This is a genomic window from Aminobacter sp. BA135 (assembly GCF_050859125.1).
Taxonomy (GTDB): Bacteria; Pseudomonadota; Alphaproteobacteria; order Rhizobiales; family Rhizobiaceae; genus Aminobacter; species Aminobacter ciceronei.
In genome coordinates this window covers 4,710,928-4,737,166 of the sequence record NZ_CP139572.1, presented here as the reverse complement: position 1 = coordinate 4,737,166, position 26,239 = coordinate 4,710,928, and the positions used below count along the sequence as shown (strand labels likewise).

The following is a 26,239-nucleotide window of genomic DNA, read 5'->3' as shown; positions in this document are numbered from 1 at the left end:
GGCATCATCGGTCGCCGGTTCTGGACCTTCAGCGACCGCGCCGCGCCTGCCATAGCAATCGAATTCCGGCAGCCAAACTAGCCAGTCCGGGTTCGCTGATCGGCCGGTTTCCAGTCACCGTCCGATCCCGAGACGCTCGAGGTCCGCCTCGAGCGTTTTCGCATTTGTGAACAGCACCGCCTGCCAGCCGGCGTCGATGGCGGCATTCACGTTCTTCTGGCTGTCGTCGATGAACAGCGAAGCCTTTGGGTCGAGCCCGAAGGTTTCGACATGCAGGTCATAGATGCGCCGGTCCGGCTTGATCAGGCCGACATCGCCTGAAACCGTCACGCCGCGCGGCGTTTCGAGGAACGGGAAACGGCCGCGCGCCTCGCGGAACGTGTCCGAGGCCCAGTTTGTCAGCATGGTGACGTCGTGGCCGGCAGCGACGAGACCCTCCATCAGCGCGACGCTGTCTTCATAGTGATGCGGCACCATGTCATGCCAGTGCTGGCGGAAGGCACGAATGTTCTTTTCATGCTCGGGGAAGTCGGCGATCAGCAATGCCTCGGCTTCTTCCCAGCTTCGGCCGCGGTCCTGCTCGATATTCCACTCGCTGGTGCAGACATTGTCAAAGAACCAGCGCCGCTCGACTGCATCGGGAATGATACGGCTGAAAGGGATATCTGGGTCGTAATGGATCAGAACCTTGCCGATGTCGTAGACGATATGGCGGATCTCGCTCATGACTTTCCCTGGTGTGCTCGTTTCGTTGCGCCGGGTATGGCAGCTTCGATGACCTTTTTCATGACCGTTGGCAAGGCTTCGCCATTGAGCTCGTCTGCCGCCGACCAGAAGTGGCCGTCGAGCGCGGTTCGCGATGCGACGTCGGCGCGGAACACCTCGAGGTCGAGCGAAAAATGGGTGAAGACATGGTTGATGCTGCCGGCGCGTCGCCATTGGGCGGGAAAAGGCGCGCTGTCTGTGTCCGTCGCGCCGTCGATGCGCGAGGTCCAGCCTGTCGTTGGCACTTCGGTCATGCCGCCGAGCAAGCCCTTGCCCAATCGCTTGCGCAGCAACACGGAGCCATCAGGCGTGACGGCGACGAAGGCAGCACCGCGTCGCATCGGCTTCTCGGCCTTGGGCGGCTTGACCGGATAGAGCTCGGGGTCGCCATTGACGATCGCGCTGCAATCGGCGCGCAGCGGGCACAACATGCAGCGCGGCCGGCGCGGCGTGCAGATGGTGGCGCCGAGATCCATCATCGCCTGGGCGAAATCTCCGGGCCGTGCGACAGCCAGCATGCGTTCGACATGGGCGCGAATTTCCGGCTTGGCCTCCGGCAGCGGCGTCGAGATCGAGAACAGCCGTGTGACCACGCGCTCGACATTGCCGTCGACCACTGCCGCAGGCCGCATGAAGGCGATGGAAGCGATGGCAGCCGCCGTGTACGGCCCGATGCCGGGCAGGGCGCGCAGACCATCCTCCGTTTCAGGAAACTGGCCGCCGGGCAGGGCGGCGACAGTCTCGGCGCAAAGCTTGAGGTTGCGGGCGCGGGAGTAATAACCGAGGCCGGCCCAGGCCTTCATGACGTCTTCGGTTTCGGCTGATGCAAGCGCGGCCACGTCGGGCCATTTCTCCAGGAAGGCCCTGAAATAGGGTTTCACCGCCTCGACGGTCGTCTGCTGGAGCATGATTTCCGACAGCCAGACGCGGTAGGGATCGGGTCTCAGGCCCTTGGCGAGCTCACGCGGCGGCATCCGCCAGGGCAGTTCGCGATGGTTGGCATCGTACCAGCCGAGCAGATCGGCGGCGATCCTGTTGTCGGCGGCGTCGGCATGCTTGCGGGTCGGTGCTGGGGATGCCATTGGTGGTCGGAACTGCCTTCGGCTTTACATGTCGACAAGGTTACCTGGAGAACGACATGGCAGGGAAAAGATGGACGGGCAATCCCGTTCCGGTCAGCGATCTGGCAAGCGCCATCCTCGATCCCGTCCTGCGCAAGCGCACCGGCATCTCCGTCGGGCTCGTCCAGTCCTGGGAAGAGATCGTCGGCCCACGCCTGGCCCACAACACGCGGCCCGAGAAGATCCAGTGGCCGCGGCGCATGCATGAGGATGATCCGTTCGAGCCGGCGGTGCTGATCGTCGCCTGTTCGGGGCCGGCAGCACTCCATCTCCAGCATGAAACCGGCGAGATCATCGGCAGGGTCAATTCCTTTCTCGGCTTCAACGCCATCGGTCGCATCCGCATCGTGCAGAAGCCGGTGGCCAACACGGGTGCCAAGCCGCGTCCACGCCTGCGCAAGCTGACCGATGCGGAGCAGGGCAAGCTTACCGGCGCAGTAAGGCTCATCGAGGATGAAGGACTGCGAGCGTCGCTGGAAAAGCTGGGCGCGAGCATCCTGGGCAGCCGAAAGTAGAAAATGCCGGCTTTCTCGCGCTTTCGTGATTGAAACTGCGGCAAATTGCGATTGGTTTGGGGACAGCCATGCCTTAATTCGCGCCAACTATCGCTTTCACGTAACCGCACATTGCAAAATCCAACCATCGTCAGGTGATTCGTATGCTTCGTTCGATTTCTCGCAGGACCGCACTTACCGGGCTCGCAGCCGTTTCGGCCGCGGCGCTGCTCTCCGCTTGCAGCGACTCCGGCGAGCAGGCCAACGCAGCGACGCCCAAGCCTGCCGAGCCGGCGACGCCGGCTGCCACGCCGGCCGCACCGGCAACGCCTGTTCAGGCGGTGAAGGTGCCCGAGGCACAGGGCTCGGTCGACATGGCCAAGCTGCTGGAGGCCGGCACCCTGCCTGACATGCAGCTCGGCAAGGCCGATGCGCCCGTCACCATCGTCGAATACGCCTCGATGACCTGCCCGCACTGCGCGCATTTCCACGAGACGACGCTGCCGGCGCTGAAGACCAAATACATCGACACCGGCAAGGCTCGCCTGATCTATCGCGAGTTCCCCTTCGACCCGCTGGCCGAGGCCGGCTTCATGCTGGCACGCTGCTCGAAGGACAACTACTTCCCGATGGTCGACGTTCTGTTCAAGCAGCAGCAGAGCTGGGCCGGTTCGCAGAACCCCAAGGACGCGCTGCTGCAGATCTCCAAGCTCGCCGGCTTTACACAGGAGTCGTTCGAGGCCTGCTTGACTGACCAGAAGCTTCTGGACGATATCAGGGCTGTGCGCGCCCGCGGCGAGAACGATTTCAAGGTCGACTCGACGCCGACCTTCTTCATCAACGGGAAAGTCTACAAGGGGGCAATGACGATTGAGGAAATGTCGGCGGTTATCGACGGCATGCTCTGATAGGCCCATGGCACCGAGGCGACACGGCTTCGGTGCACCCTTCCGTGCGGACTGGCGCGAATGAAGTTTTCGCGCCTCCGCCTTCTCGGTTTCAAATCCTTTGTGGAGCCCGGCGAGTTCGTCATCGAACGCGGGCTGACCGGCATCGTCGGGCCGAATGGCTGCGGCAAGTCCAATCTCGTCGAAGCGCTGCGCTGGGTGATGGGCGAAAGCTCATACAAGAACATGCGCGCTTCCGGCATGGACGACGTCATCTTTTCCGGTTCCGGAACGCGCCCGGCTCGCAACACCGCCGAAGTGACGCTGTTCCTCGACAATAGCGACCGTACCGCGCCCGCCTCCTTCAACGATGCCGACGAGCTGCAGGTGTCGCGCCGCATCGAGCGCGAGGCCGGCTCCGTCTATCGCATCAACGGCAAGGAAGCCCGCGCCAAAGACGTGCAGCTGCTGTTCGCCGACCAGTCGACCGGCGCGCGCTCGCCCTCGATGGTGGGGCAGGGCCGCATCGGCGAGCTGATCCAGGCAAAGCCGCAGGCACGCCGCGCGCTGCTCGAAGAGGCCGCCGGCATTTCCGGTCTGCACACCCGCCGCCACGAAGCCGAGCTTCGCCTGCGCGCCGCCGAACAGAATCTCGAGCGCCTCGACGATGTCGTCGGCGAGCTGGAAAGCCAGATCGAAAGCCTGAAGCGGCAGGCGCGCCAGGCGTCACGCTTCAAGAACCTGTCGGCCGACATTCGCAAGGCGGAAGCGACGCTGCTGCATCTGCGCTGGACGCTGGCCAAGGCGCAGGAGGGCGAGGCGCAATCGGCGCTGGCCACCGCCACCGCTGTAGTCGGTGACCGCGCCGCCTCGCAGATGGCGGCGGCCAAGGACCAGGCCGTCGGCGCCCACAAACTGCCCGAGATGCGCGACGCCGCGGCTGCTGCCGCCGCAACCTTCCAGCGCCTCTCTATTGCGCGCTCGCAGCTCGAGGAAGAAGCCGGCCGCATCAATTCACGCCAGAGCGAGCTCGACCGCCGCCTGCAGCAGCTCGATGCCGACATCGCCCGCGAACAGCGCATGATCGGCGACAATGCGGCGATCCTGGCGCGTCTCGATGCCGAGGAGAAGGCGCTCAACGACGAGAATGCCGGCGCGACCGACCGCGAGACGCATACGCGCGCTGCCTTCGAAGAGGCGATGGCGACGCTGGCGCTGACCGAGGCCGAGCTTGGCCGCCTGACCGCCGAACGCGCCGAGGCGGCTGCCGGCCGCACCCAGGCCGAACGCGCCATGCGCGACGCTGCCGAACGCCGCGACCGCTTCGCCCGCCAGCTTGCCGAACTCGACCGCGAGGCCGGCGAGATTGCGGCGCGCATTTCGGCGCTGGCCGATCCGGCGGAAAAGCAGATGCTGGCCGAGGCGGCGCAGGAAGCGCTCGAGGAAGCCGAGTTTACGGCAACCGAGGCCGAGCGCGCCGTCACCGAGGCACGCCAGGCCGAGGCTTCGTCGCGCACGCCGCTGCAGGAAGCCAAGGCCGATCTGGCGGGGATCGAAACCGAAGCACGCACGCTGGCCAAGATCATCAACGCCGCGTCTGGCGATCTCTTTCCGGCGGTGCTGGAGCAGATCGGCGTCGAGCGCGGCTTCGAGACAGCCCTGGGTGCTGCCCTTGGCGACGATCTCGAAGCAGCGCTCGACCGCGCAGCACCCGTACACTGGGGTGATGCCAAGGTGGCTCCGAGCGATCCGAAGCTGCCCGATGGCGTGCGCAGCCTCGCCGAGGTCGTGCGCGCGCCGCATCAGTTGGCCCGCCGTCTCGCGCAGATCGGCGTCGTCGATGCCGCCGATGCGACAAGGCTGCAGCCGCTGCTTGCGCCGGGCCAGAGGCTGGTGAGCAGGCAGGGCGGGCTGTGGCGCTGGGACGGGCTGACGGCCAGCGCCGACGCGCCGACCGCAGCAGCGCAGCGCCTCGCCCAGAAGAACCGGCTCGCCGAGCTCGACGCCGAAGCGGTCCAGGCGACGCTTGTCGTGCGCGCCGCCGAGGAGGCCCTGGCGCGGGCGGAAAACGCCGTTCGCGAAAACACCGAGGCCGAACGCCAGGCGCGGCAGGCATGGCGCGACGCCCAGCACCATGTCGGTGCGGCGCGCGACGCACTTGCACAGGCCGAAAAGGCCGCGGGCGAACTGACCAGCCGTCGCGCGGCGCTGGATGAAGCCCGCGCGCGCGTCGCCGATGCGCATGAGGAAGCGCAGGCCGGCTATGTTGAAGCCGAGGACATGCTGGGCTCGGCACCTGATCTTGCCGACCTGCAGGCGCGGCTCGAACAGCTGTCCGGTGCGGTGGCGCGCGATCGCTCCGCGGTTGCCGATGCACGCGCCGTGCATGACGGCCTCAACCGTGAAGCCGAGGCGAGGGGGCGCCGTCTCAGCGCGATCGCCGCCGAGCGCCAGAGCTGGGTGCTGCGCGCCGAAAGTGCCGCCGAGCAGGTCGAGGCGCTGGCTGAGCGGCGCGAGGAAGCAGCCGCCGAACGCGAGACGCTGGCCGAGGCGCCCGACGAACTCGACGCCCGCCGCCGAACCTTGATGTCGGAGCTGACGCGCGCCGAGGCCACGCGCAAGGAAGTCTCCGACCGGCTGCAGGAGGCGGAGAACAAGCAGTCCGTTCTCGACAAGGCCGCAACCGCTGCCATCCAGGGATTGGCCGAGGCGCGCGAAGCAAGAGCCCGCGCCGAGGAGCGCCTGACCGCCGCCGACGAACGTCGGCGCGAGGTCGAGGCGCGGATTCAGGAAGTGCTGGCGACGCCGCCACATCTGGTGATCAAGCATACGGGTCTCGAAGCCGACGATCAGATGCCCGATCCCGGCGAGGTCGAGCGGACGCTGGAGCGGCTGAAGATCGAGCGCGAGCGGCTGGGCGCGGTCAATTTGCGCGCCGAAGAAGAGCAGAAGGAGCTGTCCGACCGGCTGGAGGCGATCGTCTCCGAGCGTGAGGACATCATCGAGGCGATCCGCAAGCTGCGCCAGGGCATCCAGGGCCTGAACCGCGAGGGCCGCGAGCGCCTGCTGGCCGCCTTCGATCTGGTCAACGGCCACTTCAAGCGCCTGTTCACCCATCTGTTCGGCGGCGGCACCGCCGAGTTGCAGCTGATCGAGTCGGAAGATCCGCTCGAAGCCGGTCTCGAAATTCTCGCCCGCCCGCCCGGCAAGAAGCCGCAGACGATGACGCTTTTGTCCGGCGGCGAGCAGGCGCTGACGGCGATGGCGCTGATCTTTGCGGTGTTTTTGACCAATCCGGCGCCGATCTGCGTGCTCGACGAGGTCGACGCGCCGCTCGACGACCACAATGTCGAGCGCTTCTGCAACCTGATGGACGAGATGTCGGCATCGACCGAGACGCGTTTCGTCGTCATCACCCACAATCCCATCACCATGGCGCGCATGGACCGCCTGTTCGGCGTCACCATGGCTGAGCAGGGGGTGAGCCAGCTGGTCTCGGTCGACCTTCAGGCTGCCGAATCTCTCCGCGAAGCGAGTTGATCTCCAGCGCTCGCGTAGCGAGCTGCTCCCGATCGCTCGCGCAGCGAGCTGATCTGCGTTCGCGCAGCGAACTGCTCTGACTCCTCGACGATGCGCGCTGGTCCGAACGCCGCTACTTGAGCTTGAGGCTGTAGTGCTTGCGGTGGCGCCGATAGTTGATCTGGCGCAGCGCGGTCTGGCCGAGCGCCTTGACCGACACAGTCCAATGCCGCCTCAGCTTGACCTCGTTGCGATCGGCCTCGATCAGGCTGCCGCCGAGTTCGGCGCTGACGTCGGTCACCAGATTGGGCTTGACCGAGAGCACGCGCAGCTTGAGTTCCCAGAAGAACTTTATGTCTTCGTCGATCTGGCGGTAGACGGTGGCCCGGCTCAGGAAACTCTCCGCGCCACGCCGCGTGATGAGGTAGCCGACCATGCCGGCAGTCGGGCTGCCATGCGAAACGATGGCGATGTCGGCGACGGCGACGGAGTCCACCACCGGCCGATCCTGGAAATCGAACAGCTTGAGGATGTCCCATTCGACAGGCGCTTGCTGCAGCGCCGCTATGCGGGCGGCAAAGGCTCCCGGCTCCAGCAGGCGGAAATCGTCCTCGAGGATAAGAGCCGTCGGCGCATCGGTGTCGAGGAAGGCGCGCATCGCCTTGCGATGGCTGGCATAGGCCGCCACTTCGGCCGGCGCCAGCGGGCGCTTGGAATGCTTGCGGTTCTGCCTGGCGTCGTAAAGCTGAATGGTTTCAGCACATTGAGGGGTAAGGCCTTCGACGAACGCGAAGGGCCACGAAAGTGCTGAAAGCTGTGCGTTCGCCGACTTGCGCCGGGGCCCAGCTTCGGCATCCACTGTCACGACAAAGGTGACCGGCAACGACGAAGTCATATAGTGGCTCGCTTATATGCGTGTACCGCTAAACTACGCGCAACCATTGGGCAACATGGCCACGCGTTCGAATGCAACGATATTTTGTGCGGTGGTTGAATCTCATAAACTCGACGCAACGTATAGTAGGAAAATGGCAAATGTCGCAAAAGCAGCGTTTCGCCTGACGCGACCGGCTTACGAAGCCGCGGCTTCGCCGAGCAGGTAGGAAAGCGCCATGTTGCGCTCGTCGTCGTTCAATATGTCCATGTCGAACAGCTTCATGCTGCGCAGCCCTTCAATGACCAGAAACGCCACCATCAGCTTGGCGGTATCGGGTGTTTCCGACTTCAGGCGGTCGAGCAACTGACGCTTGAAGTCCCTGACAGGATTGAGAAAATCGGGGTCTTCGGCAAGTGCTGCGAGCACTCCGGCCGCTGACGGCTGCTTCTGTTCGCACTCCCGCGCCGACAGTTCAATGTAGGCGGTCAGACTATTTTTGGTGGCATCGCCGTGCTTTGACGCCTCTGCCTCCAGCGCGTCCTCGAAGCTCTTGAGATAGTCCTGGACCAGCGCCTGCATGAGCTTGGCCTTGGTCGGGAAATTATACAGCAATCCGCCCTTCGACACGCCGGCGCGCTGGGCCACCGCGTCGAGCGACAAGTTGCCCGGGCCGACGATGTCGGCCAGCTCGCTGGCCGCGGCCAGAATCTTGTCGCGTGAACTCGGTCGATGACCAGCCATCGGCGCTACCTCCTGAAAGTTCACTTTATCGTATGTTGACAATACCGTCCAGACGGTACAGTAAGCCCGCCGCCCTTGGGTTTTCGCCAAAATGGGTTCATTGTGCACCGCAACCCATCCGGGGATATGCGGTTCCAAATCGATTGGGGTCTCCTTTGATCAAGCGTCTCATCATCGCTCTCGTTCTGCTTGTCCTTGTTTGTGGCGGTATCGTCGGGTTCAATATGTTCCGCGACAATGCGATCCAGCAGTTCTTCGCCAACATGCCGGTGGCATCGGTGACGGTGGCGACCGCCAAGGTCGAACCGGCACCGTGGACGCCGGGTATCGAAACCATCGGCACGGTCAATGCCTCGCAGGGCGTCGACCTGACTGTCGAGCAGGCCGGCATCATCAAGGACATCAATTTCGTCGCCAACCAGCGCGTCAACAAGGGCGACGTGCTGATCCAACTCGACGACACCGTCCAGCAGGCGGACCTCGCCGCATCCAAGACCCAGGCCGCGCTCGACCAGCAGTCGCTCGACCGCGCCATCGAGCTTCAGCGCCGCGGCGTCGGTTCGGAAGTGGCCCTCGATGCCGCCCGCGCCACCGCTTCGACCTCGGCGTCGCAGGTGCAGAAGCTGCAGGCCGTGCTCGACCAGAAGCAACTGCGTGCCCCGTTCTCCGGCACCATCGGCATTCCCAAGGTCGATGACGGCCAGTATCTCGCTCCCGGCACCATCGTCGCCACCCTGCAGGACCTCGACACCATGCGGGCCGACTTCTCCGTTCCCGAGCAGCAGCTCGGTTCGCTGAAGATGGGCCAGCCTGTGGGCTTCGGCGTGACCGCCGACGACATGCCGTTCAAGGGCGCTGTTACCGGTATCGATCCCAAGGTCGATCCGCAAAGCCGCCTCGTTTCGGTCCGTGCCGAGATCACCAATCCCGACGGCAAGCTGAGCCCCGGCCAGTTCGTGCGCGTGCGTGTCGAGCTGCCCAGAGAAGATGGCGTGCTGGCCGTGCCGCAGACGGCACTGACCACCAGCCTCTATGGCGACTATGTCTATGTCGTGCGGCCAGCCGAGGCCAAGCCTGAGGCTGCCGCGGGTGCTGCCGCCCCGGCGGCGGCTGCCGAGGCACCGGCTGCCGCTGCGAACGCCAAGGCTGAACCGGCGCTCGCCGTCAGCCAGGTCTTCGTCAAGGTCGGCCGCCGTTCGCAAGGCCGCGTCGAGATCATCGAAGGCGTCAAGGCCGGCGACGAACTGGTGATTGCCGGCCAGAACAGGCTGACCAATGGCAGCCCCGTCAAGGTCGACAACACGGTGTCGCCGATCACCTCTGCTGACGCCAAGGCGGCCGCAAAATGAGTTTTTCAGACATCTTCATCCGCCGCCCCGTCCTGTCGACGGTGGTCGCCTTCATGATCCTGCTCCTGGGCTTCCAGGGGTTGTTCAACCTGTCGGTGCGCCAGTACCCCAAGGTCGAGGAGACGGTGATCACCATCACCACCGTCTATCCCGGCGCCAGCGCCGACCTGATCCAGGGTTTCATCACCGCACCGATCGCCGCCGCCGTGGCGACGACCGAAAACATTGACTACGTGACGTCGCAGAGCCGGCCGTCGTCGAGCACGGTGACCGTGCAGATGGAGCTTGGCTCCAATCCCGACACGGCTCTGACCGAGGTGATGTCCAAGGTCCAGCAGGTGCGCGGCCAGTTGCCGTCCGACGCCAAGGACCCGACCATCGTCAAGGGCACGGGCCAGCAATTCGCCATCATGTATCTGGCGATGCAGAACCCGAACATGAGCTCGGAGGAACTGACCGAATACATCCAGCGCGTCATCCGTCCGCGCATGTCGACGATCGAGGGCGTTGCCGAAGTCCAGGTGCTCGGTGCCGCCAACTATTCGATGCGCGTCTGGGTCGATCCGGTGAAGCTCGCCGCGCGTGGCCTGACCGCAGCCGAAGTGCTCCAGGCGATCAACGCGTCCAACTTCCTGTCGGCCCCTGGCAAGACCAAGAACGAGTACGTCGCTTATTCGATCACCATGAAGTCGACGCTGCAGACGCCGGAATCCTTCGGCGAACTGCCGCTCAAGTCGGACAATGGCAATGTCGTCAGGCTGCGTGACGTCGCCCATGTCGAACTCGCCGCCGAAAGCACCGACACCGTCGTCAACTTCAACGGCCAGCCCGGCACCTTTATCGGCATCTTCCCGACGCCGTCGGCCAACCCGCTCAACACGGCGGCCGCCGTCATCAAGGAACTGCCGGCGATCAGCGCCAGCCTGCCGCAGGGCATGACCATCACCATGGTCTATGACTCGACCGAGACCATCAGCGCCTCGATCGATGAGGTGTTCAAGACCATCGCCGAAGCGGTGGCCATCGTCGTCGTCGTCATTTTGCTGTTCCTGGGCTCGTTCCGCTCGGTGCTGATGCCTGTGGTGACGATCCCGCTATCGCTGATCGGCGTCTGCTTCATCCTGTTGATGATGGGCTATTCGATCAACCTGTTGTCGCTGCTCGCCATGGTGCTTGCCATCGGCCTTGTCGTCGACGACGCCATCGTGGTGGTGGAGAACATCCACCGCCACATCGAGGACGGCATGTCGCCGATGCAGGCGGCATTCAAGGGCATGCGTGAGATCTTCGGGCCGGTGGTCGCCATGACCATTACGCTTGCGGCGGTGTTCGCGCCGCTGATGTTCACCGGCGGCCTCACAGGCTCGTTGTTCCGCGAGTTCGCCGTCACCCTTGCCGGTGCCGTCGTCCTCTCCGGCTTCATCGCCGTGACCATCACGCCGATGATGTCGGCGCGCATGCTCAAGGCCGGCAACCACAGCCGCTTCGCGCAGGCCGTCGATCGCACCTTCGAGCGCATCGCCAACCGCTACGAGCGGCTGGTTGCCGGCTCGCTGAAGTATCGCCCGGTGACATTGCTGATCGTCGTCGCGCTGGTCGGCGTCACCGGCTTCATGTTCTTCAAGACGTCGAACGAACTGGCGCCGGAAGAGGATCAGGGTGCGCTGTTTGCGCTGGTGACGGCGCCGCGTTATGCGACGACCGAGTACACCAGCATGTACACCGACCAGATCCGCGACCTCACCAAGGACCTGCCGGAGCTCAAGACCAGCTTCTCGATCGTTGGCATGGGCGGCGGCACCAATTCGGGCTTCTCCGTCTGGGTGCTCAAGGACTGGGCCGACCGCACGCGCTCGCAGAAGGAGATTCAGGCGGATATCCAGGCGCGCCTGTCCAAGGTCAGCGGCGTCGAGGCATTGGTGTTCGCACCGCCCTCGCTGCCGGGCGCCGGCGGCGGCCTGCCGATCTCGATGGTCATCCAGTCGACCGGCGATCCAAGCCAGGTCTTCGAGGTGGCGGAGCAGATCAAGCAGAAGGCGCAGGCCTCCGGTCGCTTCATTGTCGTGCAGAACTCGCTGTCCTTCGATGCGCCGCAGGTCACCGTGACCATCGACCGCGACAGGGCGGCAGCGCTCAACCTGTCGGTGCGCGACATCGGCACGACACTCAGCCTGCTCGTCGGCGGCGGTTCGATTGCCGAGTTCGACCGCGATTCCAACAGCTACGACATCATAATGCAGGTGCCGGAGGAATACCGGAACAATCCCGAGAAGCTCGGCGAGTTCTTCGTCCGCAGCGTCAACGGGCAGATGGTGCCGCTGTCGGCGGTGGTGGAGATCAAGACCAACTCCTCGCCGGCCTCCATCGACCAGTTCAACCAGCTCAACTCGGCGACGATCTCGGCACTGCCGGTGCCCGGCGTCACCACCGGCGATGGCCTGAAGGTGATCGAAGACATTGCCGGGCCATTGCTGCCGGCCGGTTTCTTCATCGACTATTCCGGCCAGTCGCGCCTGGAGAGCGAGCAGGGCAGCACCATCCTGATCGCCTTTGGCCTCGCCATCGTGGTGATCTACCTAGTTCTGGCGGCGCAGTTCGAAAGCTTCCGCGACCCCTTCATCATCATGATGTCGGTGCCGCTGTCGATCTTCGGCGCCATCGTGCCGCTCAATCTCGGGCTTGGCACGCTCAACATCTACACCCAGGTCGGTCTGATCACACTGATAGGACTGATCACCAAGCACGGCATCCTGCTGGTCGAATTCGCCAACCAGCAACGTGAGGAGCACGGGCTGTCACGCAGCGAGGCGATCATCGCTTCGGCCAAGGTTCGCCTGCGGCCGATCCTGATGACCACGGCGGCGATGGCGCTCGGCGTCGTGCCGCTGATCATCGCTTCGGGCGCCGGTGCCGCCGCGCGCTATTCGATGGGCCTGGTGATCTTCTGCGGCGTGATCGTCGGCACAATCTTCACCTTGTTCGTGGTGCCGATGTTCTACACCTTCATCTCGCGCAAGGACCTCGCCGCCCATGTCGAGGAACCCGATGCCGCGCAGATGGCGGAACCCGCCCATCATCACTGAGCGGACGATCTGAAATGAAGAAGGCCCCGGAGCGATCCGGGGCCTTCTGCCTTGGCGGGCTCTCTGCGCCGGTTTGCTGAATTTTTGCATTGCACAATGGCAGCCGGCGCGCAAAGAAGAAGGGCATGAAGACCGCCGCGCTCCGGGTACTCGTCATCGACGAAAACCGTATCCGCGCCTCGATCATCGAGGCGGGGCTGCGCGAGGCCGGGCATGAGGACGTCACGCTGGTCCATGACGTGGCGGGCATCGGGCGCCGCATCGCCGAGACCAATCCCGACGTCATCGTCATCGATCTCGAAAACCCCAACCGCGACATGCTGGAAAACATGTTCCAGCTGTCACGTGCGGTGAAGCGGCCGATCGCCATGTTCGTCGACCGCTCCGACAGCGCCTCGATCGAGGCCGCCGTCGACGCCGGCGTCTCCGCCTATGTCGTCGACGGACTGAAGCGTGAGCGGGTCAAGCCGATCCTCGACATGGCCGTCAGCCGTTTCAACGCGTTTTCGCGGCTGGCGCGCGAGCTGGAGGAGGCGCGCAGCGAGCTCGAGGACCGCAAGGTGATCGACCGCGCCAAGGGCATCCTGATGAAGTCGCGCGGCATCTCCGAAACAGAGGCCTACGGGCTGATGCGCAAGGCGGCGATGAACCAGAACCGCAAGCTGTCGGAGATCGCGCAGAGCCTCGTCACCGCCGCCGGGCTTTTGGGAGACGACGCATGAGCGATGCCCGCTTCGAAATCTCGGCCGGTTTCCTGCCGCTGCTCGACAGCGCGCTCCTAGTCACGGCCAGGGAGAAGGGATTTGCGGCAGCCGAAGGCATCGATCTCACCCTGATGCGAGAGACCTCCTGGGCCAACATCCGCGACCGGCTCGCCGTCGGGCATTTCCAGGTCGCGCACATGCTGGCGCCGATGCCGATCGCCTGCAATCTCGGCCTGACCCCGCTGGCGGCAACAACCGTCGTGCCGATGGCGCTCGGCCTCGGCGGCAATGCCGTCACCGTGTCGAACGCGCTTTGGCGCGACATGGCCGCCCAAGGCGCAAGCGGCGATCTTTCGCCACGCGCCGCCGGCGACGCGTTCAGGGCCGTGGTCGCCGAGCGCGCCCGCAGCAATGCTGCGCCGCTGCGCCTCGGCGTCGTCCATCCGCATTCTGGCCACAACTACGAACTGCGCTACTGGCTCGCCGGCTGCGGCATCGATCCCGACCGCGACGTCGAGATCGTGATCCTGCCGCCGCCGCTGATGGCCGACGCCTTGGGCTCGGGTTCGCTCGACGGCTTCTGCGCCGGCGAACCCTGGAACACCGCCGCCGTCCTGCTCGGACATGGCCGTATCGCCACGGTCAAGGCCAAGATCTGGCGTTCGAGCCCGGAAAAGGTGCTCGGCGCCGACGCGCGCTGGAGCGAGGCCAATCCCGAGGCGCTGCAGGCGTTGCTTCGCGCCATCCATCATGCGGCGCAGTGGTGCGCGGAACCGGCCAATCACGCCGAGCTTGCCGGCATCATGTCGGCGCCTGCCTATGTCGGGCGCCCGGCCGAATGGATGCTGCCGGCATTGTCAGGCCATCTCGGCACGGCAGTGGACAAAGTCGTCGACGTCGACGATTTCTTCGTGCCGCAGGCCAAGGCCGCGACCTTCCCGTGGAAGAGCCATGCCTTGTGGTTCTACAGCCAGATGGTGCGCTGGGGCCAGGTGGAGCATTCCACCGCCAATGCCACGATCGCCCGCGACACCTACCGTCCCGACCTCTACCGCACCGCGCTCAAGCCGCTGGGGGCGGCACTGCCAGGCGCCAATGCCAAGGTCGAAGGTGCGCTGCCGGTGCCGACGCCGGTCGGCTCGGCCGGCGCCAGCCTGATGCTTGGGCCGGACGGGTTCTTTGACGGCGGCCTGTTCGATCCCGACGATCTCGACGGCTATATCGCTGCCCAGCGGAACGTGGCCGGCTGATCGGTCGTCAATTGTTGTGCACTGCACATAAATTGGGCAGATGCCGACGTGAGTTGGCTATCGATTGATCGCCTGTAATTCGGCAGCCGATGCGGCTGATTTTACATAAGCATCTGAAAATAAAAAAGGAAAGCCGTGATCAGTCAAACTGGCACGGCTTGTGCATTGCAATAGACGAGGCCACCGCATCGGCCTGAAACTCGAGATCGAGTTTCGGTGAGCACGATGCGGCAGGGCCAGACATATCGGCGTCCAATGGCGGGCGCCCCAGGCGAAGCTGCCGACCAGATGACCGCGATCCCGGATGTACGGACGCGCGACCCTGGCCGGCAGCTTTTTTTGTTTTCGCGATCCAGATCAGCGCGGCGCCTCCCACGCCGCCCAACGGAGCCGACAATGACCACCAACCCCCCAGCCGCGCCCAGCCAGGACAATGCTCCGGTGAGGGCGCTTGCCATCTCCACCATCGCCTTCACCGTCTGCTTTGCCGTGTGGACGATCTTTTCGATCATCGGCGTGCGCATCAAGCAGGAGCTCGGCCTCTCCGAGACCCAGTTCGGCCTGCTCATCGGCACGCCGATCCTGACCGGCTCGCTGGTGCGCATCGTGCTCGGCGTCTGGACCGACCGTTTCGGCGGGCGTCTCGTCTACACCGCGACAATGCTGGCGGCGGCCATCGCCACCTTTGCGCTGGCCTTCGCCCAGACCTACACCCAGATGCTGATCGCCGCCCTCGGCGTCGGCCTTGCCGGCGGCTCCTTCGCCGTCGGTGTCGCTTATGTCTCGCGCTTCTTCCCCGCCGCAAAGCAGGGCACGGCACTCGGCATCTTCGGCGTCGGCAATGTCGGCGCCGCCGTCACCAAGTTCCTGGCACCCTTCGTGCTGCTCGCCGGCGGCTGGCAGGAAGTGGCGTTGATCTGGGCCGCCTGCCTCGGCTTCATGGCCTTCATCTTCTGGTTCGGCAGCGAGGACGATCCGGTCATCCGCCAGCGCCGCGTCCATGGCGGACAGGCAAAGAGCTTCTGGGCCGAGTTCGCGCCGCTCCGCAACGTCCAGGTCTGGCGCTTCGGCCTCTACTATTTCTTTTCCTTCGGCGCTTTCGTCGCCCTGGCACTGTGGCTGCCGCGCTACCTGATCGGCGTCTATGGCTTCGACATCGTCACCGCCGGCATGATCGGTGCCGCCTATTCGATCCCGGCCAGCATCTTCCGCGCCTATGGCGGCATCCTCTCCGACCGCGTCGGCGCCCGCACGGTGATGTACTGGACCTTCGGCGTCTCGGCGATCGCCACGCTGATCCTGTCTTTGCCGACGGCCGATTATGTCGTGCACGGCATCAGCGGACCGATGTCCTTCCACTTCGAGGTCGGGCCGATCGCCTTCATGGTCGTCGCTTTCGTGCTCGGCTTCTTCATGAGCCTGGGCAAGGCCGCCGTCTACAAGCACATCCCGGCCTACTATCCTGACAATGTCGGCGCCGTCGGCGGCCTCGTCGGCATGATCGGCGGCCTTGGCGGCTTCATCCTGCCCATCGCCTTCGGTGCCCTCAACGACCTCACCGGCCTGTGGTCGAGCTGCTTCATGCTGCTGTTTGCCATCGTCCTGGCGTCGCTGGCCTGGATGCACCTGTCGGTCCGCAGGATGTCGCGCGACGGCGCCGGCGAGCCGCTGACCTTCGCTGCCCAGTGACACCGTCAAGGAGCACCGCAATGACCGAGAGACTTGTCATCATCGGCAACGGCATGGCCCCCGGGCGCATGCTGGAACATCTGCTGGAAGCAGTACCCGACCGCTACCAGGTCACCATCTTCAACGCCGAGCCGCGCGTGAACTACGACCGCATCATGCTGTCGCCGGTCCTGTCGGGCGAGAAGGCCTTCGAGGAGATCGTGATCCACGGCGACGGCTGGTACATCAAGCACGGCATCACACTCTACAAGGGCCACAGGATCGTCGCCATCGACCGCGTGGCAAAGACCGTCACATCGGACCATGGCGTGACCGAGCCCTATGACAAGCTGGTCGTCGCCACCGGGTCGGTGCCCTTCATCATTCCGGTGCCGGGCACGGATTTGCCCGGCGTGCTGACCTACCGCGACCTCGACGACGTCAATGCCATGCTGCTTGCCGCCCAGTCGCGGGCCAGGGCCGTCGTGATCGGCGGCGGACTGCTCGGCCTGGAGGCCGCTGCGGGACTGAAGGAGCAGGGCATGGATGTGACGGTGCTGCACGTCATGCCGACGCTGATGGAGCGCCAGCTCGACCCTGCCGCCGGCTACCTCCTGCAGAAGGCGGTCGAGGCGCGTGGCATCAAGGTGATGACCAAGGCCAACACCAAGGCCATCGTCGGCGATGGCAAGGTCGAGGGCGTGGAGCTCGCCGACGGCACCATCATCCCGGCGACGCTGGTGGTGATGGCGGTCGGCATCCGGCCCAATGCTTCGATCGCCAGGGATGCCGGCATCGACACCAATCGCGGCATAACAGTCGACCACGGCATGCGCACCTCCGATCCCGACATCCTTGCGCTCGGCGAATGCGCGGAGGTCGGCGGCCAGGTCTACGGGCTCGTCGCGCCGCTCTACGAGATGGCACGCGTCGCAGCGGCCCATCTCGCCGGCGACGAGACGGCCGGCTTCGTCCATTCCGACACGCCGACAAAGCTCAAGGTCACCGGCATCGACCTCTATTCGCTCGGCGACTTCGCCGATGGCGACGACCGCGAGGAGATCGTGCTGCGCGATGCCGCAGCCGGCATCTACAAGCGGCTGGTGCTCAGGGACAATCGTGTCATCGGCACGGTGCTCTATGGCGAAACGGGTGACGGGGCCTGGTTCAACGACCTCAAGAAGAAGCAGGCCGATATCTCGGAGATGCGTGACACGCTGATCTTCGGCCAGGCCTATCAGGGAGGATCGCCGCTGGACCCTATGGCGGCCGTTGCGGCACTGGCGGATGATGCGGAAATCTGCGGCTGCAACGGCGTCTGCAAGGGCAAGATAACCGGCACCATCACCGAAAAGGGCCTGACCTCGCTCGACGACGTCCGGGCGCACACCAAGGCGTCGGCTTCATGCGGTTCCTGCACCGGGCTTGTTGAGCAGCTGATGTCGCTGACTTTGGGCGACAGCTACAACCCCACAGCCGTGCAGCCGATGTGCACATGCACCGAGCTCGGCCATGACGACGTGCGCCGGCTGATCAAGGCCAAGGGACTGAAGACGATCCCCGAGGTGATGCAGGAGCTGCAGTGGAAGACCTCCTGCGGCTGCGCCAAATGCCGGCCGGCGCTCAACTATTATCTCGTCTGCGACTGGCCCGACGAATATGCCGACGACTACCAGTCGCGTTTCATCAACGAGCGCGTCCACGCCAACATCCAGAAGGACGGCACCTATTCGGTGGTGCCGCGCATGTGGGGCGGGGTGACCAATGCGAATGAACTGCGCGCCATCGCCGATGTCGTCGACAAGTTCGAGATCCCGCTGGTCAAGGTGACGGGCGGCCAGCGCATCGACATGCTGGGCATCAAAAAGGAAGACCTGCCTGAAGTCTGGTCCGATCTCGGCAAGGCCGGTTTCGTCTCGGGTCATGCCTATGCCAAGGGCCTGCGCACGGTGAAGACCTGCGTCGGCTCCGACTGGTGCCGTTTCGGCACCCAGGATTCGACCGGACTCGGCATCCGCATCGAGAAGTTCATGTGGGGCTCGTGGACACCGGCCAAGCTCAAGATGGCGGTGTCGGGCTGCCCGCGCAACTGCGCCGAGGCGACCTGCAAGGACATCGGCGTCATCTGCGTCGACAGCGGTTTCGAGATCCATTTTGCCGGTGCTGCCGGCCTCGACATCAAGGGCACCGAGGTGCTCGGCCTTGTGAAATCGGAGGACGAGGCGCTCGAGGTGATCGTCGCGCTGACGCAGATGTATCGCGAGCAGGGCCGCTATCTCGAACGCATCTACAAATGGGCCAAGCGTGTCGGCATTGCCGAGATCAGGCGCCAGATCCTCGACGATGCCGGCAAGCGCAAGGCCTATTACGAGCGTTTCGTCTTTTCCCAGAAATTCGCCCAGGTCGATCCATGGTCGGAGCGCGTCTCCGGCAAGGACAAGCACGAGTTCCGCCCGATGGCCTCGGTCGGCTTCGCGGAGGCAGCGGAATGAGCGGGATGGACTGGATCGCGATCGGGACGATCGCCGACATACCGTTGCGCGGCGCGCGCTGCGTCAACACACCCCAGGGCAAGATCGGCGTGTTCCGCACCGCCGAGGACCAGGTTTTCGCCATCGAGGACCATTGCCCGCACAAGGGCGGGCCGCTGAGCCAGGGCATCGTCCATGGCGCGTCGGTGACCTGCCCGCTGCACAATTGGGTGTTTTCACTGGCAACCGGCAAGGCACAGGGCGCCGACGAAGGCGCGGTCAGGACCATTCCGCTCAAGGTCGAGGACGGGCGGCTGTTCATCGCGCTCGAGCTTCGCGCTTCGAAGGCTGCCTGACATGACGGATGCACGCGAGGTGAGGACCACCTGTCCCTATTGCGGGGTGGGTTGCGGCGTGCAGGCGCGGGTCGCCGCGGACGAAACAGTGTCCGTGCGCGGCGACCCCGGCCATCCCGCCAACGCCGGCAAGCTTTGTTCCAAGGGCTCGGTGCTCGGCGAGACGCTCGGCCTCGACGGGCGCGTGCTGCATCCAGAAATCGGCGGCCGCAGCGCCTCCTGGGACGCGGCGCTCGAACTGGTGGCCAGTCGCTTCTCCGACACCATCGCCCGGCATGGACCGGATGCGGTCGCCTTCTATGTCTCGGGGCAATTGCTGACCGAGGACTACTACGTCGCCAACAAGCTGATGAAGGGTTTCATCGGCTCGGCCAACATCGACACCAATTCGCGGCTGTGCATGGCCTCCAGCGTCGCCGGCCACAAGCGCGCCTTCGGCGAAGACATCGTGCCCGGCGTCTACGAAGATTTCGAACAGGCCGACCTTGTCGTGCTTGTCGGGTCCAACACCGCCTGGTGCCATCCGATCCTCTACCAGCGCCTGCTCGCCGCGCGCGCCGAGCGCGGAACCAGGATCGTCGTCGTCGATCCGCGCCGCACGGCAACCGCAACCGAATGCGACCTGCACCTGCAACTCAGGCCGGGCACCGACGTGGCACTGTTCAACGGCCTTTTGGCGCATCTCGCCGGCTGCGGCGCCATCGACCGGAACTATGTCACAGCCCACACGTCTGGCTTCGATGCCGCGGTCAGTCTCGCTTGCGCCGATGCGCCGACGCCGAGGCGTGTTGCCGAAAGCTGCGATCTCGACGCGGCCGATGTGGCCGCCTTCTACGATTGGTTCGCGGCGACGGCGCGCACTGTCACCGTCTACAGCCAGGGCGTCAACCAGTCGGCGCATGGCACCGACAAGGTCAACGCCATCCTCAATTGCCACTTGGCGACCGGCCGCATCGGCAGGCCGGGCATGGGGCCGTTCTCGGTCACCGGCCAGCCCAACGCCATGGGCGGGCGGGAGGTCGGCGGACTGGCCAACCAGCTTGCCGCGCATATGGGCTTCGACGATCCCCAGGCCCCAGATCGCGTCGGCCGCTTCTGGCGCACGGCTGCGGTCGCCCGCAAGCCGGGCCTGAAGGCGGTCGACATGTTCGAGGCCGCCGGCGACGGCCGCATCAAGGCGCTCTGGGTCATGGGCACCAACCCGGCCGTCAGCATGCCGGATGCCGCCAAGGTGCGCGCTGCCCTGAAGGCCTGCGAATTCGTCGTCGTCTCCGACGTCACCCGCACCGACACCAACCATTTCGCCGACGTGCTGCTGCCTGCCGCCGCATGGGGCGAGAAGGACGGCACGGTGACAAATTCCGAGCGTCTGATATCGCGCCAGAAAGCGTTCCTGCCGATGCCGGGCGATGTCAGGCCCGACTGGTGGATCGTCTCGCAGGTCGCCCGGCGCATGGGTTTTGCCGAGGCCTTCGACTACGCCAACCCGGCGGCGATCTTTCGCGAGCACGCGGCACTGTCCGCCTTCGAGAATGACGGCGCCCGCTTGTTCGACATTGGCGGCCTCGCCGACATCGAGGACAGCGCCTATGACGCGCTTGTGCCGCTGCACTGGCCTTTTCCCCGGGGCGTTTCAGCCGGGACCCAACGCTTGCTTGGCGATGGCCGCTTTCCCACCTCAGACGGCCGCGCCCGTTTCGCCGCCGTGCGCCAGGAAGGTGCGGCACTGCCGGTCGATGCCGCTTTTCCAATTGTTCTCAACACCGGCCGTCTGCGCGACCAGTGGCACACCATGACCCGCACCGGCCGGGTGCCGCGCCTGATGGCCAATGCGCCGGAGCCGGCGATCGAGCTCAACGCTGCCGACGCAGCTGCGCTGGGGGCCGCAGACGGCGATCTCGTCCGCATCGAAAGCCGTTATGGCGGCGGCCGGGCCAAGGTGGCTGTCAGTCCCGGCCAGCGGCGGGGCGAGGCGTTCCTGCCGATGCATTGGAGCGGGCGCTTTGCCGCAAATGCCGCCGCAGGCTCGTTGTCGGCACCGATCACCGATCCATTTTCCGGCCAGCCGGAACTCAAGCACGTGCCGGTGCGGATATCGCGCGAGCCGGTCGCCTGGGCCGGCGTGCTGATGACCCGCCGCGACATCAGGCCGACCGGCTTTGTCCATTGGAGCCGCGCGGCGGTGGCAGGCGGCTGGGTCTACGAACTGTCCGGCACCGAACCGCCCGAACAGGGCATCCTGCTCGCCCGCCGGTTGGTCGACGTCGTGCCGGCCGACCAACTGCTCGAATACACCGACCGGCGCAGCTCGACCTTCCGCGCTGCCGCGACCGACGGCGAGGGCAGGCTCAGCGAGGCGCTGCTGGTCGCGCCGCACGGCCATCTGCCCGAGCGCGACTGGCTGCTGTCGCTGCTCGCTGCGGCCGAGCCGCTGTCGCCGCTCGATCGCCGCGCCCTGCTGTCGGGGCGCGCGCCGGTGCCGGTCCCGTCAGTCGGCCGCATCGTCTGCTCCTGCTTCAATGTCGGCATGAACCAGCTCGCCAGCGCGATCTCGGGCGGCAGCAAAAGCCTCGACGACATCGGCAAGGTGTTGAAAGCCGGCACCAATTGCGGCTCCTGCCGCTCTGAGATCAAGACGATGCTCGAGGCGTCACGCCTGCTGGCCGCCGAGTGAAGCCGGCGAGGGGAACAGCCGCGCCTGTCGCTATCACCGCATCTTGAGCGCCGCCACCGCCGCCTCGCTGCGGTGGATATGGTCGTTGGCGTCGTCCTGGCGCTGGACCAGCAGGATGAACAGCAGGTCGGTCAGCGCCAATTGCGCGTCGCGGGCGGTGATCGACGACGAGCGGACATTGTCCTCGTCGCTCACCGAGTGCAGCACGACATCTGAAATGGCGCTGAGCGGATTGTCCCTGAGCGAGGAGATGACGACGACGGCAGCGCCCCGCTCTTTGGCGAGTTCGGCGATGCGGACCGTCTCGATGCTGGTGCCCGAATGCGAGAATGCCAGCAGCACGTCACGCGATCCCAGCGATGCGGCGCTGGCGAGCTGGACGTGGCTGTCGCTGTCGTGCAGCACGTTGCGGCCGAGCTTCATCAGCTTGATGGCGAAGTCGCGCGCCACCAGCGACGAGGCGCTGACGCCGGCGAGGTGGATGCGGTCGGCCCGGTCGAGCAGGTCCAGCACCCGCTCCACCGTCTGTTCGCTGTTGACCGACATCGTCTGCTGCATCGCCGCCAGCTTGCCGGCCACCAGCTTCTGCTGCACGGCGATGTAGCCGTCGGCACGGTCGATGCTGCCATGGACCATGCCGGGCGGCGCCTGCCATTGCTGGGCCTTGGCCTCGCTGACGGCGAGTTTCAATTGTTGGTAGCTGGGATAACCGAGCTTCTGGGCGAACTTGACCACGCTGGACTGGCTGCGGCCGGTCTGTTCGCCCAGCGCGACCGACGACAGCCGCAGCATCTCGTCAGGATTGTCGACGATGAACTGGCCGATCTGCCGGTCTGCCGGCGCCATGGTGTCGAGCGTCGCAATGATTTTCGTGAGAACCGACATGAAGCTCCTCGGGGCTCTCCCATCCAGCTGACATCAAGGAATAGAATATTCCAGGCAAGGTTGACAGAGAAGAATATTGCGATCAACTCTCTTGTCAGTTCTGCCGGTTCGATCGGCTGCTGAACGGATTCTTTGATATGGACAAGTTGCGTATCGTCGGCGGGCAGAGGCTGCAGGGTGCGGTCGCCATTTCAGGCGCCAAGAACGCGGCATTGCCGCAGATCGCCGCCTCGCTGCTGAGCCCCGAACCGCTCGAACTGACCAACCTGCCTGCGGTCAGCGACGTCGAGAACATGCTCGGCGTCATCACCCAGCATGGCGCCGAGATCAGCCGCCAGGGCCGTTCCGTCCGTGTCGACGCGAGCAAGGCCTCGTCGCGCGAAACCAGCTACGACACGGTGCGCAAGATGCGCGCCACGGTGCTGGTGCTGGGGCCGCTGCTGGCCCGCTTCGGCAAGGCCGAGGTGTCGCTGCCCGGCGGCTGCGCCATCGGCGCGCGGCCGGTCGACATGCACATCAAGGCGCTCGGCCAGCTCGGCGCCGACATCGCCATTCGCGGCGGCGCGATCGTCGCATCTGCGCCAAACGGGCTGACCGGGGCGCGGATCGTGCTCGGCTCGCCGTCTGTCGGCGCGACCGAGACGGCGATGATGGCGGCGACCACGGCGAAGGGCGAGACCGAGATCGTCAACGCCGCGCGCGAGCCCGAGGTAATGGACCTCGCCGCCTGCCTCGGCGCCATGGGCGCAAACATCGAAGGGGCGGGCACGCACCGCATCCTCGTCCAGGGCGGCACGTCCTGGCGCGCCGCCAGCCATCACACCATCCCCGACCGTATCGAGGCGGGGACATATGCCATCGCGGCGGCGATTTCGGGCGGTCAACTCGAGCTGACCAATGCCCGGCTCGAGCATATGGCCTCGGTCGTGCAGGTACTGGAGGCGGCGGGCGTCACCGTCTGGCCCGGCGACCGTGGCCTGATCGTCTCGCGCGATGGTCCGTTGTCGCCGGTCGACATCACCACCGAGCCTTATCCCGGCTTTCCGACCGATCTCCAGGCCCAGTTCATGGCCCTGATGTGCTGCGCGCCGGGCGCCTCGCTGCTGCGCGAGACGGTGTTCGAAAACCGTTTCATGCATGTGCCCGAGCTGGTTCGCCTCGGCGCCAACATCACCTTGCAGGGCACGACGGCGCTGGTGCGCGGCGGTGTGCCGCTGCGCGGGGCGCAGGTCATGGCGACCGACCTCCGGGCCTCGGTGTCGCTGGTGCTGGCAGCCCTGGTCGCCGAGGGCGAGAGCATCGTCAATCGCGTCTACCACCTCGACCGGGGTTATGAGAGCCTCGACCGCAAGCTCCAGATGTGCGGAGCGACGATCGAGCGGCTACCCGGATGAGTTCGGTGGCGCTCCCCCGTTTCTATCTCGGCGTCGATGGCGGCGGCACCGGTTGCCGCGCCCGCATCGTAGATGCGGCCGGCGATGTGCTCGGCCAAGGGCTCTCCGGTCCGGCGACGACGCGGCTCGGCATCGACGTCGCCTGGGCCTCAATCGCCCGTGCCTATGGCGCGGCTGTCGAGGAGGCCGGCTTCAGCCCAGCGGAGCTGGCGCGCACCTTTGCCGGCATCGGCCTTGCCGGCATCGGCCGCAAGGGCGCGCTGGAGGCGCTGCAGGCGCTGGAACACCCCTTCGCCGCCATCGGCTTCACCAGCGACGGCATGGGCGCCTGCCTTGGCGCCCATTCGGGCAAGGACGGCGCCATCGTCATTGCCGGCACCGGTTCGATCGGGCTGGGCGTCGTCGAGGGGCGGGACCTCAGGGTCGGCGGCTATGGTTTTCCGATCTCGGACGAGGGCAGCGGTGCCGATCTCGGCCTGAAGGCGGTGCAGCTTGCGCTGCGCGCCCATGACGACCGCCACGACCGCTCGGCGCTGCTCGGCGAGATCATGCAGCGCTTCCACAACGATCCGATGGAAGCCGTGGCCTGGATGGACCGCGCGACCGCCACCGATTACGCAGCACTTGCGCCGACAGTCATGCGCCACGCCGACCAGGGTGATGCCGCGGGACGGCGCATCGTGCAGTCGGCGGCGGAGCAGATCGACACCATCGTGCGCGCCCTGTTCGACAAGGGCGCGCCGCGCGTCACCCTGCTCGGCGGCCTCGCCAGCCCGCTCGAACCCTGGCTTGCGCCCGATGTTCGCCGTCGCCTCAAGCCGGCGGACGGCGATGCGGTGTCGGGGGCGATCATCCTGGCGCGGCAGCTCGACCCGTCGCCTGTTGACAAGGAATAATCCATTCCAAAATTTATTGACATTAGGAATATGCCATTCTAAAACGTTAACGAAAGCCTAGGAGAACCGGCTCCGCGTGGCTCTTTGCATTTTGAGAACCGGGCAGGTGGCGACAAGTGTCAGAACAAGCCTTGATTTCGGAGCTGGGGCGTTTGGTTTCCGAGGAGCGGAACCCGCGCACCATGGACATCGACCTGCTGCCGACGGTCGATGTCCTCAAAAAAATCAATGACGAAGACAAGCTTGTCGCCCATGCGGTCGAGCGTGTGATCCCCGAGATCGCGGCCGTGGTCGACCGCACCGTCGCCGCCTTCCGCCAGGGCGGGCGCCTGATCTATATGGGCGCCGGCACCAGCGGCCGCATCGGCGTGCTCGACGCTTCCGAGTGTCCGCCGACCTTCCGTGTCCCGCCGACAATGGTCGTCGGCCTCATCGCCGGCGGCTACAGCGCGCTGCTGAAGGCGACCGAAGGGGCCGAGGACAGCCAGACAAAGGGCGCCGAGGCGCTGGCCGAAATCGATCTGACGTCGAAGGACGTCGTCGTCGGCATCGCCGCCAGCGGTCGCACGCCCTACGTCATCGGTGGTCTCAACTACGCCAGGAAGATCGGCGCCACCGCGGTCGCGCTGTCGTGCAACCCGCATTCGGCCATCGCTGCCATCGCCGACATCGCCATTTCGCCCGTCGTCGGTCCCGAGGCGCTGACCGGCTCGACGCGGATGAAGTCGGGCACCGCCGAAAAGCTGGTGCTCAACATGCTGACCACCGCCAGCATGATCGGCATCGGCAAGACCTACGAAAACCTGATGGTCGATCTCAAGGCGTCCAACAAGAAGCTTGTTGCCCGCGCGGCCCGCATCGTCATGCAGGCAGCCGACTGCACGCTGGAAGAGGCGCAGGCAGCGCTCGCCCAGACCGACAACGACGTGAAGCTCGCCATCCTCATCGTCATGACGGGGATGGACGTCGCCACGGCGCGATCGGCGCTGGACGGTTCCAGAGGCTTCTTGCGGCAGGCAATCCAGGATGCGAAGCAGGCATCCATATGATCCGGGCCACTGATCCGGACAGGTGAGTGATCCGGGCGGCCATTCCGGCCGCACCG

The 26,239-nt window shown here is 65.5% G+C and carries 19 protein-coding genes; 14 read left to right on the top strand and 5 right to left on the bottom strand.

The window, feature by feature from the left end; translation table 11 throughout:
* Positions 1–114: 114 nt before the first annotated feature.
* Both SLT36_RS23040 and mutY read right to left on the bottom strand, forming a co-directional pair.
* On the bottom strand, positions 115–726 hold the full coding sequence (locus SLT36_RS23040; RefSeq protein ID WP_067964539.1) for an HAD family hydrolase: 612 nt from the start codon (positions 724–726) through the stop codon (positions 115–117).
* A complete protein-coding gene (mutY, locus tag SLT36_RS23035) occupies positions 723–1,847 on the bottom strand; it encodes an A/G-specific adenine glycosylase (protein WP_432284599.1) in 1,125 nt (374 codons plus the stop codon). The genes SLT36_RS23040 and mutY overlap by 4 nt, the downstream gene beginning before the upstream one ends.
* 56 nt (positions 1,848–1,903) lie before the next feature.
* Between mutY and SLT36_RS23030 the strand changes: the two genes are divergently transcribed.
* The 3 genes from SLT36_RS23030 to smc all read left to right on the top strand — a co-directional run bounded on the left by SLT36_RS23030 (position 1,904) and on the right by smc (position 6,807).
* Positions 1,904–2,401, top strand: coding sequence for a DUF721 domain-containing protein (locus SLT36_RS23030; RefSeq protein WP_432284598.1), 498 nt, complete (start codon positions 1,904–1,906; stop codon positions 2,399–2,401).
* 143 nt (positions 2,402–2,544) lie between these two features.
* Complete coding sequence (locus SLT36_RS23025) at positions 2,545–3,288, top strand: DsbA family protein (protein WP_067964534.1); 744 nt, start codon at positions 2,545–2,547, stop codon at positions 3,286–3,288.
* A gap of 60 nt (positions 3,289–3,348) precedes the next feature.
* The gene (gene smc / locus SLT36_RS23020; protein ID WP_432284597.1) at positions 3,349–6,807 is read left to right on the top strand and encodes a chromosome segregation protein SMC; all 3,459 of its coding nucleotides are present in this window, start codon (positions 3,349–3,351) and stop codon (positions 6,805–6,807) included.
* A gap of 112 nt (positions 6,808–6,919) precedes the next feature.
* Here smc and SLT36_RS23015 read toward each other — a convergent pair whose 3' ends face one another.
* Both SLT36_RS23015 and SLT36_RS23010 read right to left on the bottom strand, forming a co-directional pair.
* A complete protein-coding gene (locus SLT36_RS23015; RefSeq protein ID WP_432284596.1) occupies positions 6,920–7,681 on the bottom strand; it encodes a glycosyltransferase family 25 protein in 762 nt (253 codons plus the stop codon).
* Between the two features lie 177 nt (positions 7,682–7,858).
* Positions 7,859–8,542, bottom strand: coding sequence for a TetR/AcrR family transcriptional regulator (locus SLT36_RS23010; protein ID WP_432284595.1), 684 nt, complete (start codon positions 8,540–8,542; stop codon positions 7,859–7,861).
* Positions 8,543–8,559: 17 nt separating this feature from the next.
* Between SLT36_RS23010 and SLT36_RS23005 the strand changes: the two genes are divergently transcribed.
* The 8 genes from SLT36_RS23005 to SLT36_RS22970 all read left to right on the top strand — a co-directional run bounded on the left by SLT36_RS23005 (position 8,560) and on the right by SLT36_RS22970 (position 21,959).
* Positions 8,560–9,753, top strand: coding sequence for an efflux RND transporter periplasmic adaptor subunit (locus SLT36_RS23005; protein WP_432284594.1), 1,194 nt, complete (start codon positions 8,560–8,562; stop codon positions 9,751–9,753).
* Positions 9,750–12,836, top strand: coding sequence for an efflux RND transporter permease subunit (locus SLT36_RS23000; RefSeq protein ID WP_432284593.1), 3,087 nt, complete (start codon positions 9,750–9,752; stop codon positions 12,834–12,836). The genes SLT36_RS23005 and SLT36_RS23000 overlap by 4 nt, the downstream gene beginning before the upstream one ends.
* A 125-nt stretch (positions 12,837–12,961) precedes the next feature.
* The gene (locus SLT36_RS22995) at positions 12,962–13,558 is read left to right on the top strand and encodes an ANTAR domain-containing response regulator (RefSeq protein ID WP_432284592.1); all 597 of its coding nucleotides are present in this window, start codon (positions 12,962–12,964) and stop codon (positions 13,556–13,558) included.
* Entirely contained in the window at positions 13,555–14,790 is a 1,236-nt protein-coding gene (locus tag SLT36_RS22990) for a CmpA/NrtA family ABC transporter substrate-binding protein (protein ID WP_432284591.1), read from the top strand. The genes SLT36_RS22995 and SLT36_RS22990 overlap by 4 nt, the downstream gene beginning before the upstream one ends.
* A 396-nt stretch (positions 14,791–15,186) precedes the next feature.
* Positions 15,187–16,479, top strand: a complete 1,293-nt coding sequence (locus SLT36_RS22985) for an MFS transporter (protein WP_432284590.1) — start codon at positions 15,187–15,189, stop codon at positions 16,477–16,479.
* A 20-nt stretch (positions 16,480–16,499) separates the two neighbouring features.
* Positions 16,500–18,950: a nitrite reductase large subunit NirB gene (gene nirB, locus SLT36_RS22980; RefSeq protein ID WP_432284589.1), complete on the top strand. Its 2,451-nt coding sequence runs from the start codon at positions 16,500–16,502 to the stop codon at positions 18,948–18,950.
* A 5-nt stretch (positions 18,951–18,955) separates the two neighbouring features.
* Positions 18,956–19,285 carry a nitrite reductase small subunit NirD gene (gene nirD, locus SLT36_RS22975; protein ID WP_432288444.1) on the top strand — a complete coding sequence of 110 codons (330 nt, stop codon included), beginning with the start codon at positions 18,956–18,958 and terminating at the stop codon, positions 19,283–19,285.
* 1 nt (position 19,286) lies between these two features.
* A complete protein-coding gene (locus SLT36_RS22970; RefSeq protein WP_432284588.1) occupies positions 19,287–21,959 on the top strand; it encodes a molybdopterin-dependent oxidoreductase in 2,673 nt (890 codons plus the stop codon).
* 33 nt (positions 21,960–21,992) lie between these two features.
* Here the strand turns inward: SLT36_RS22970 and SLT36_RS22965 are convergent, their stop codons facing one another.
* Positions 21,993–22,844, bottom strand: coding sequence for a MurR/RpiR family transcriptional regulator (locus tag SLT36_RS22965; RefSeq protein ID WP_432284587.1), 852 nt, complete (start codon positions 22,842–22,844; stop codon positions 21,993–21,995).
* A 137-nt stretch (positions 22,845–22,981) separates the two neighbouring features.
* On the opposite strand from SLT36_RS22965, the gene murA reads away from it, so the two are divergent.
* From murA to murQ, 3 genes are all read left to right on the top strand, one after another.
* The gene (murA, locus tag SLT36_RS22960; RefSeq protein ID WP_432284586.1) at positions 22,982–24,238 is read left to right on the top strand and encodes a UDP-N-acetylglucosamine 1-carboxyvinyltransferase; all 1,257 of its coding nucleotides are present in this window, start codon (positions 22,982–22,984) and stop codon (positions 24,236–24,238) included.
* Positions 24,239–24,243: 5 nt separating this feature from the next.
* On the top strand, positions 24,244–25,134 hold the full coding sequence (locus SLT36_RS22955) for a BadF/BadG/BcrA/BcrD ATPase family protein (protein WP_432284585.1): 891 nt from the start codon (positions 24,244–24,246) through the stop codon (positions 25,132–25,134).
* A 116-nt stretch (positions 25,135–25,250) separates the two neighbouring features.
* Positions 25,251–26,183: an N-acetylmuramic acid 6-phosphate etherase gene (gene murQ, locus SLT36_RS22950; protein WP_432284584.1), complete on the top strand. Its 933-nt coding sequence runs from the start codon at positions 25,251–25,253 to the stop codon at positions 26,181–26,183.
* The last annotated feature ends 56 nt before the right edge of the window (positions 26,184–26,239 follow it).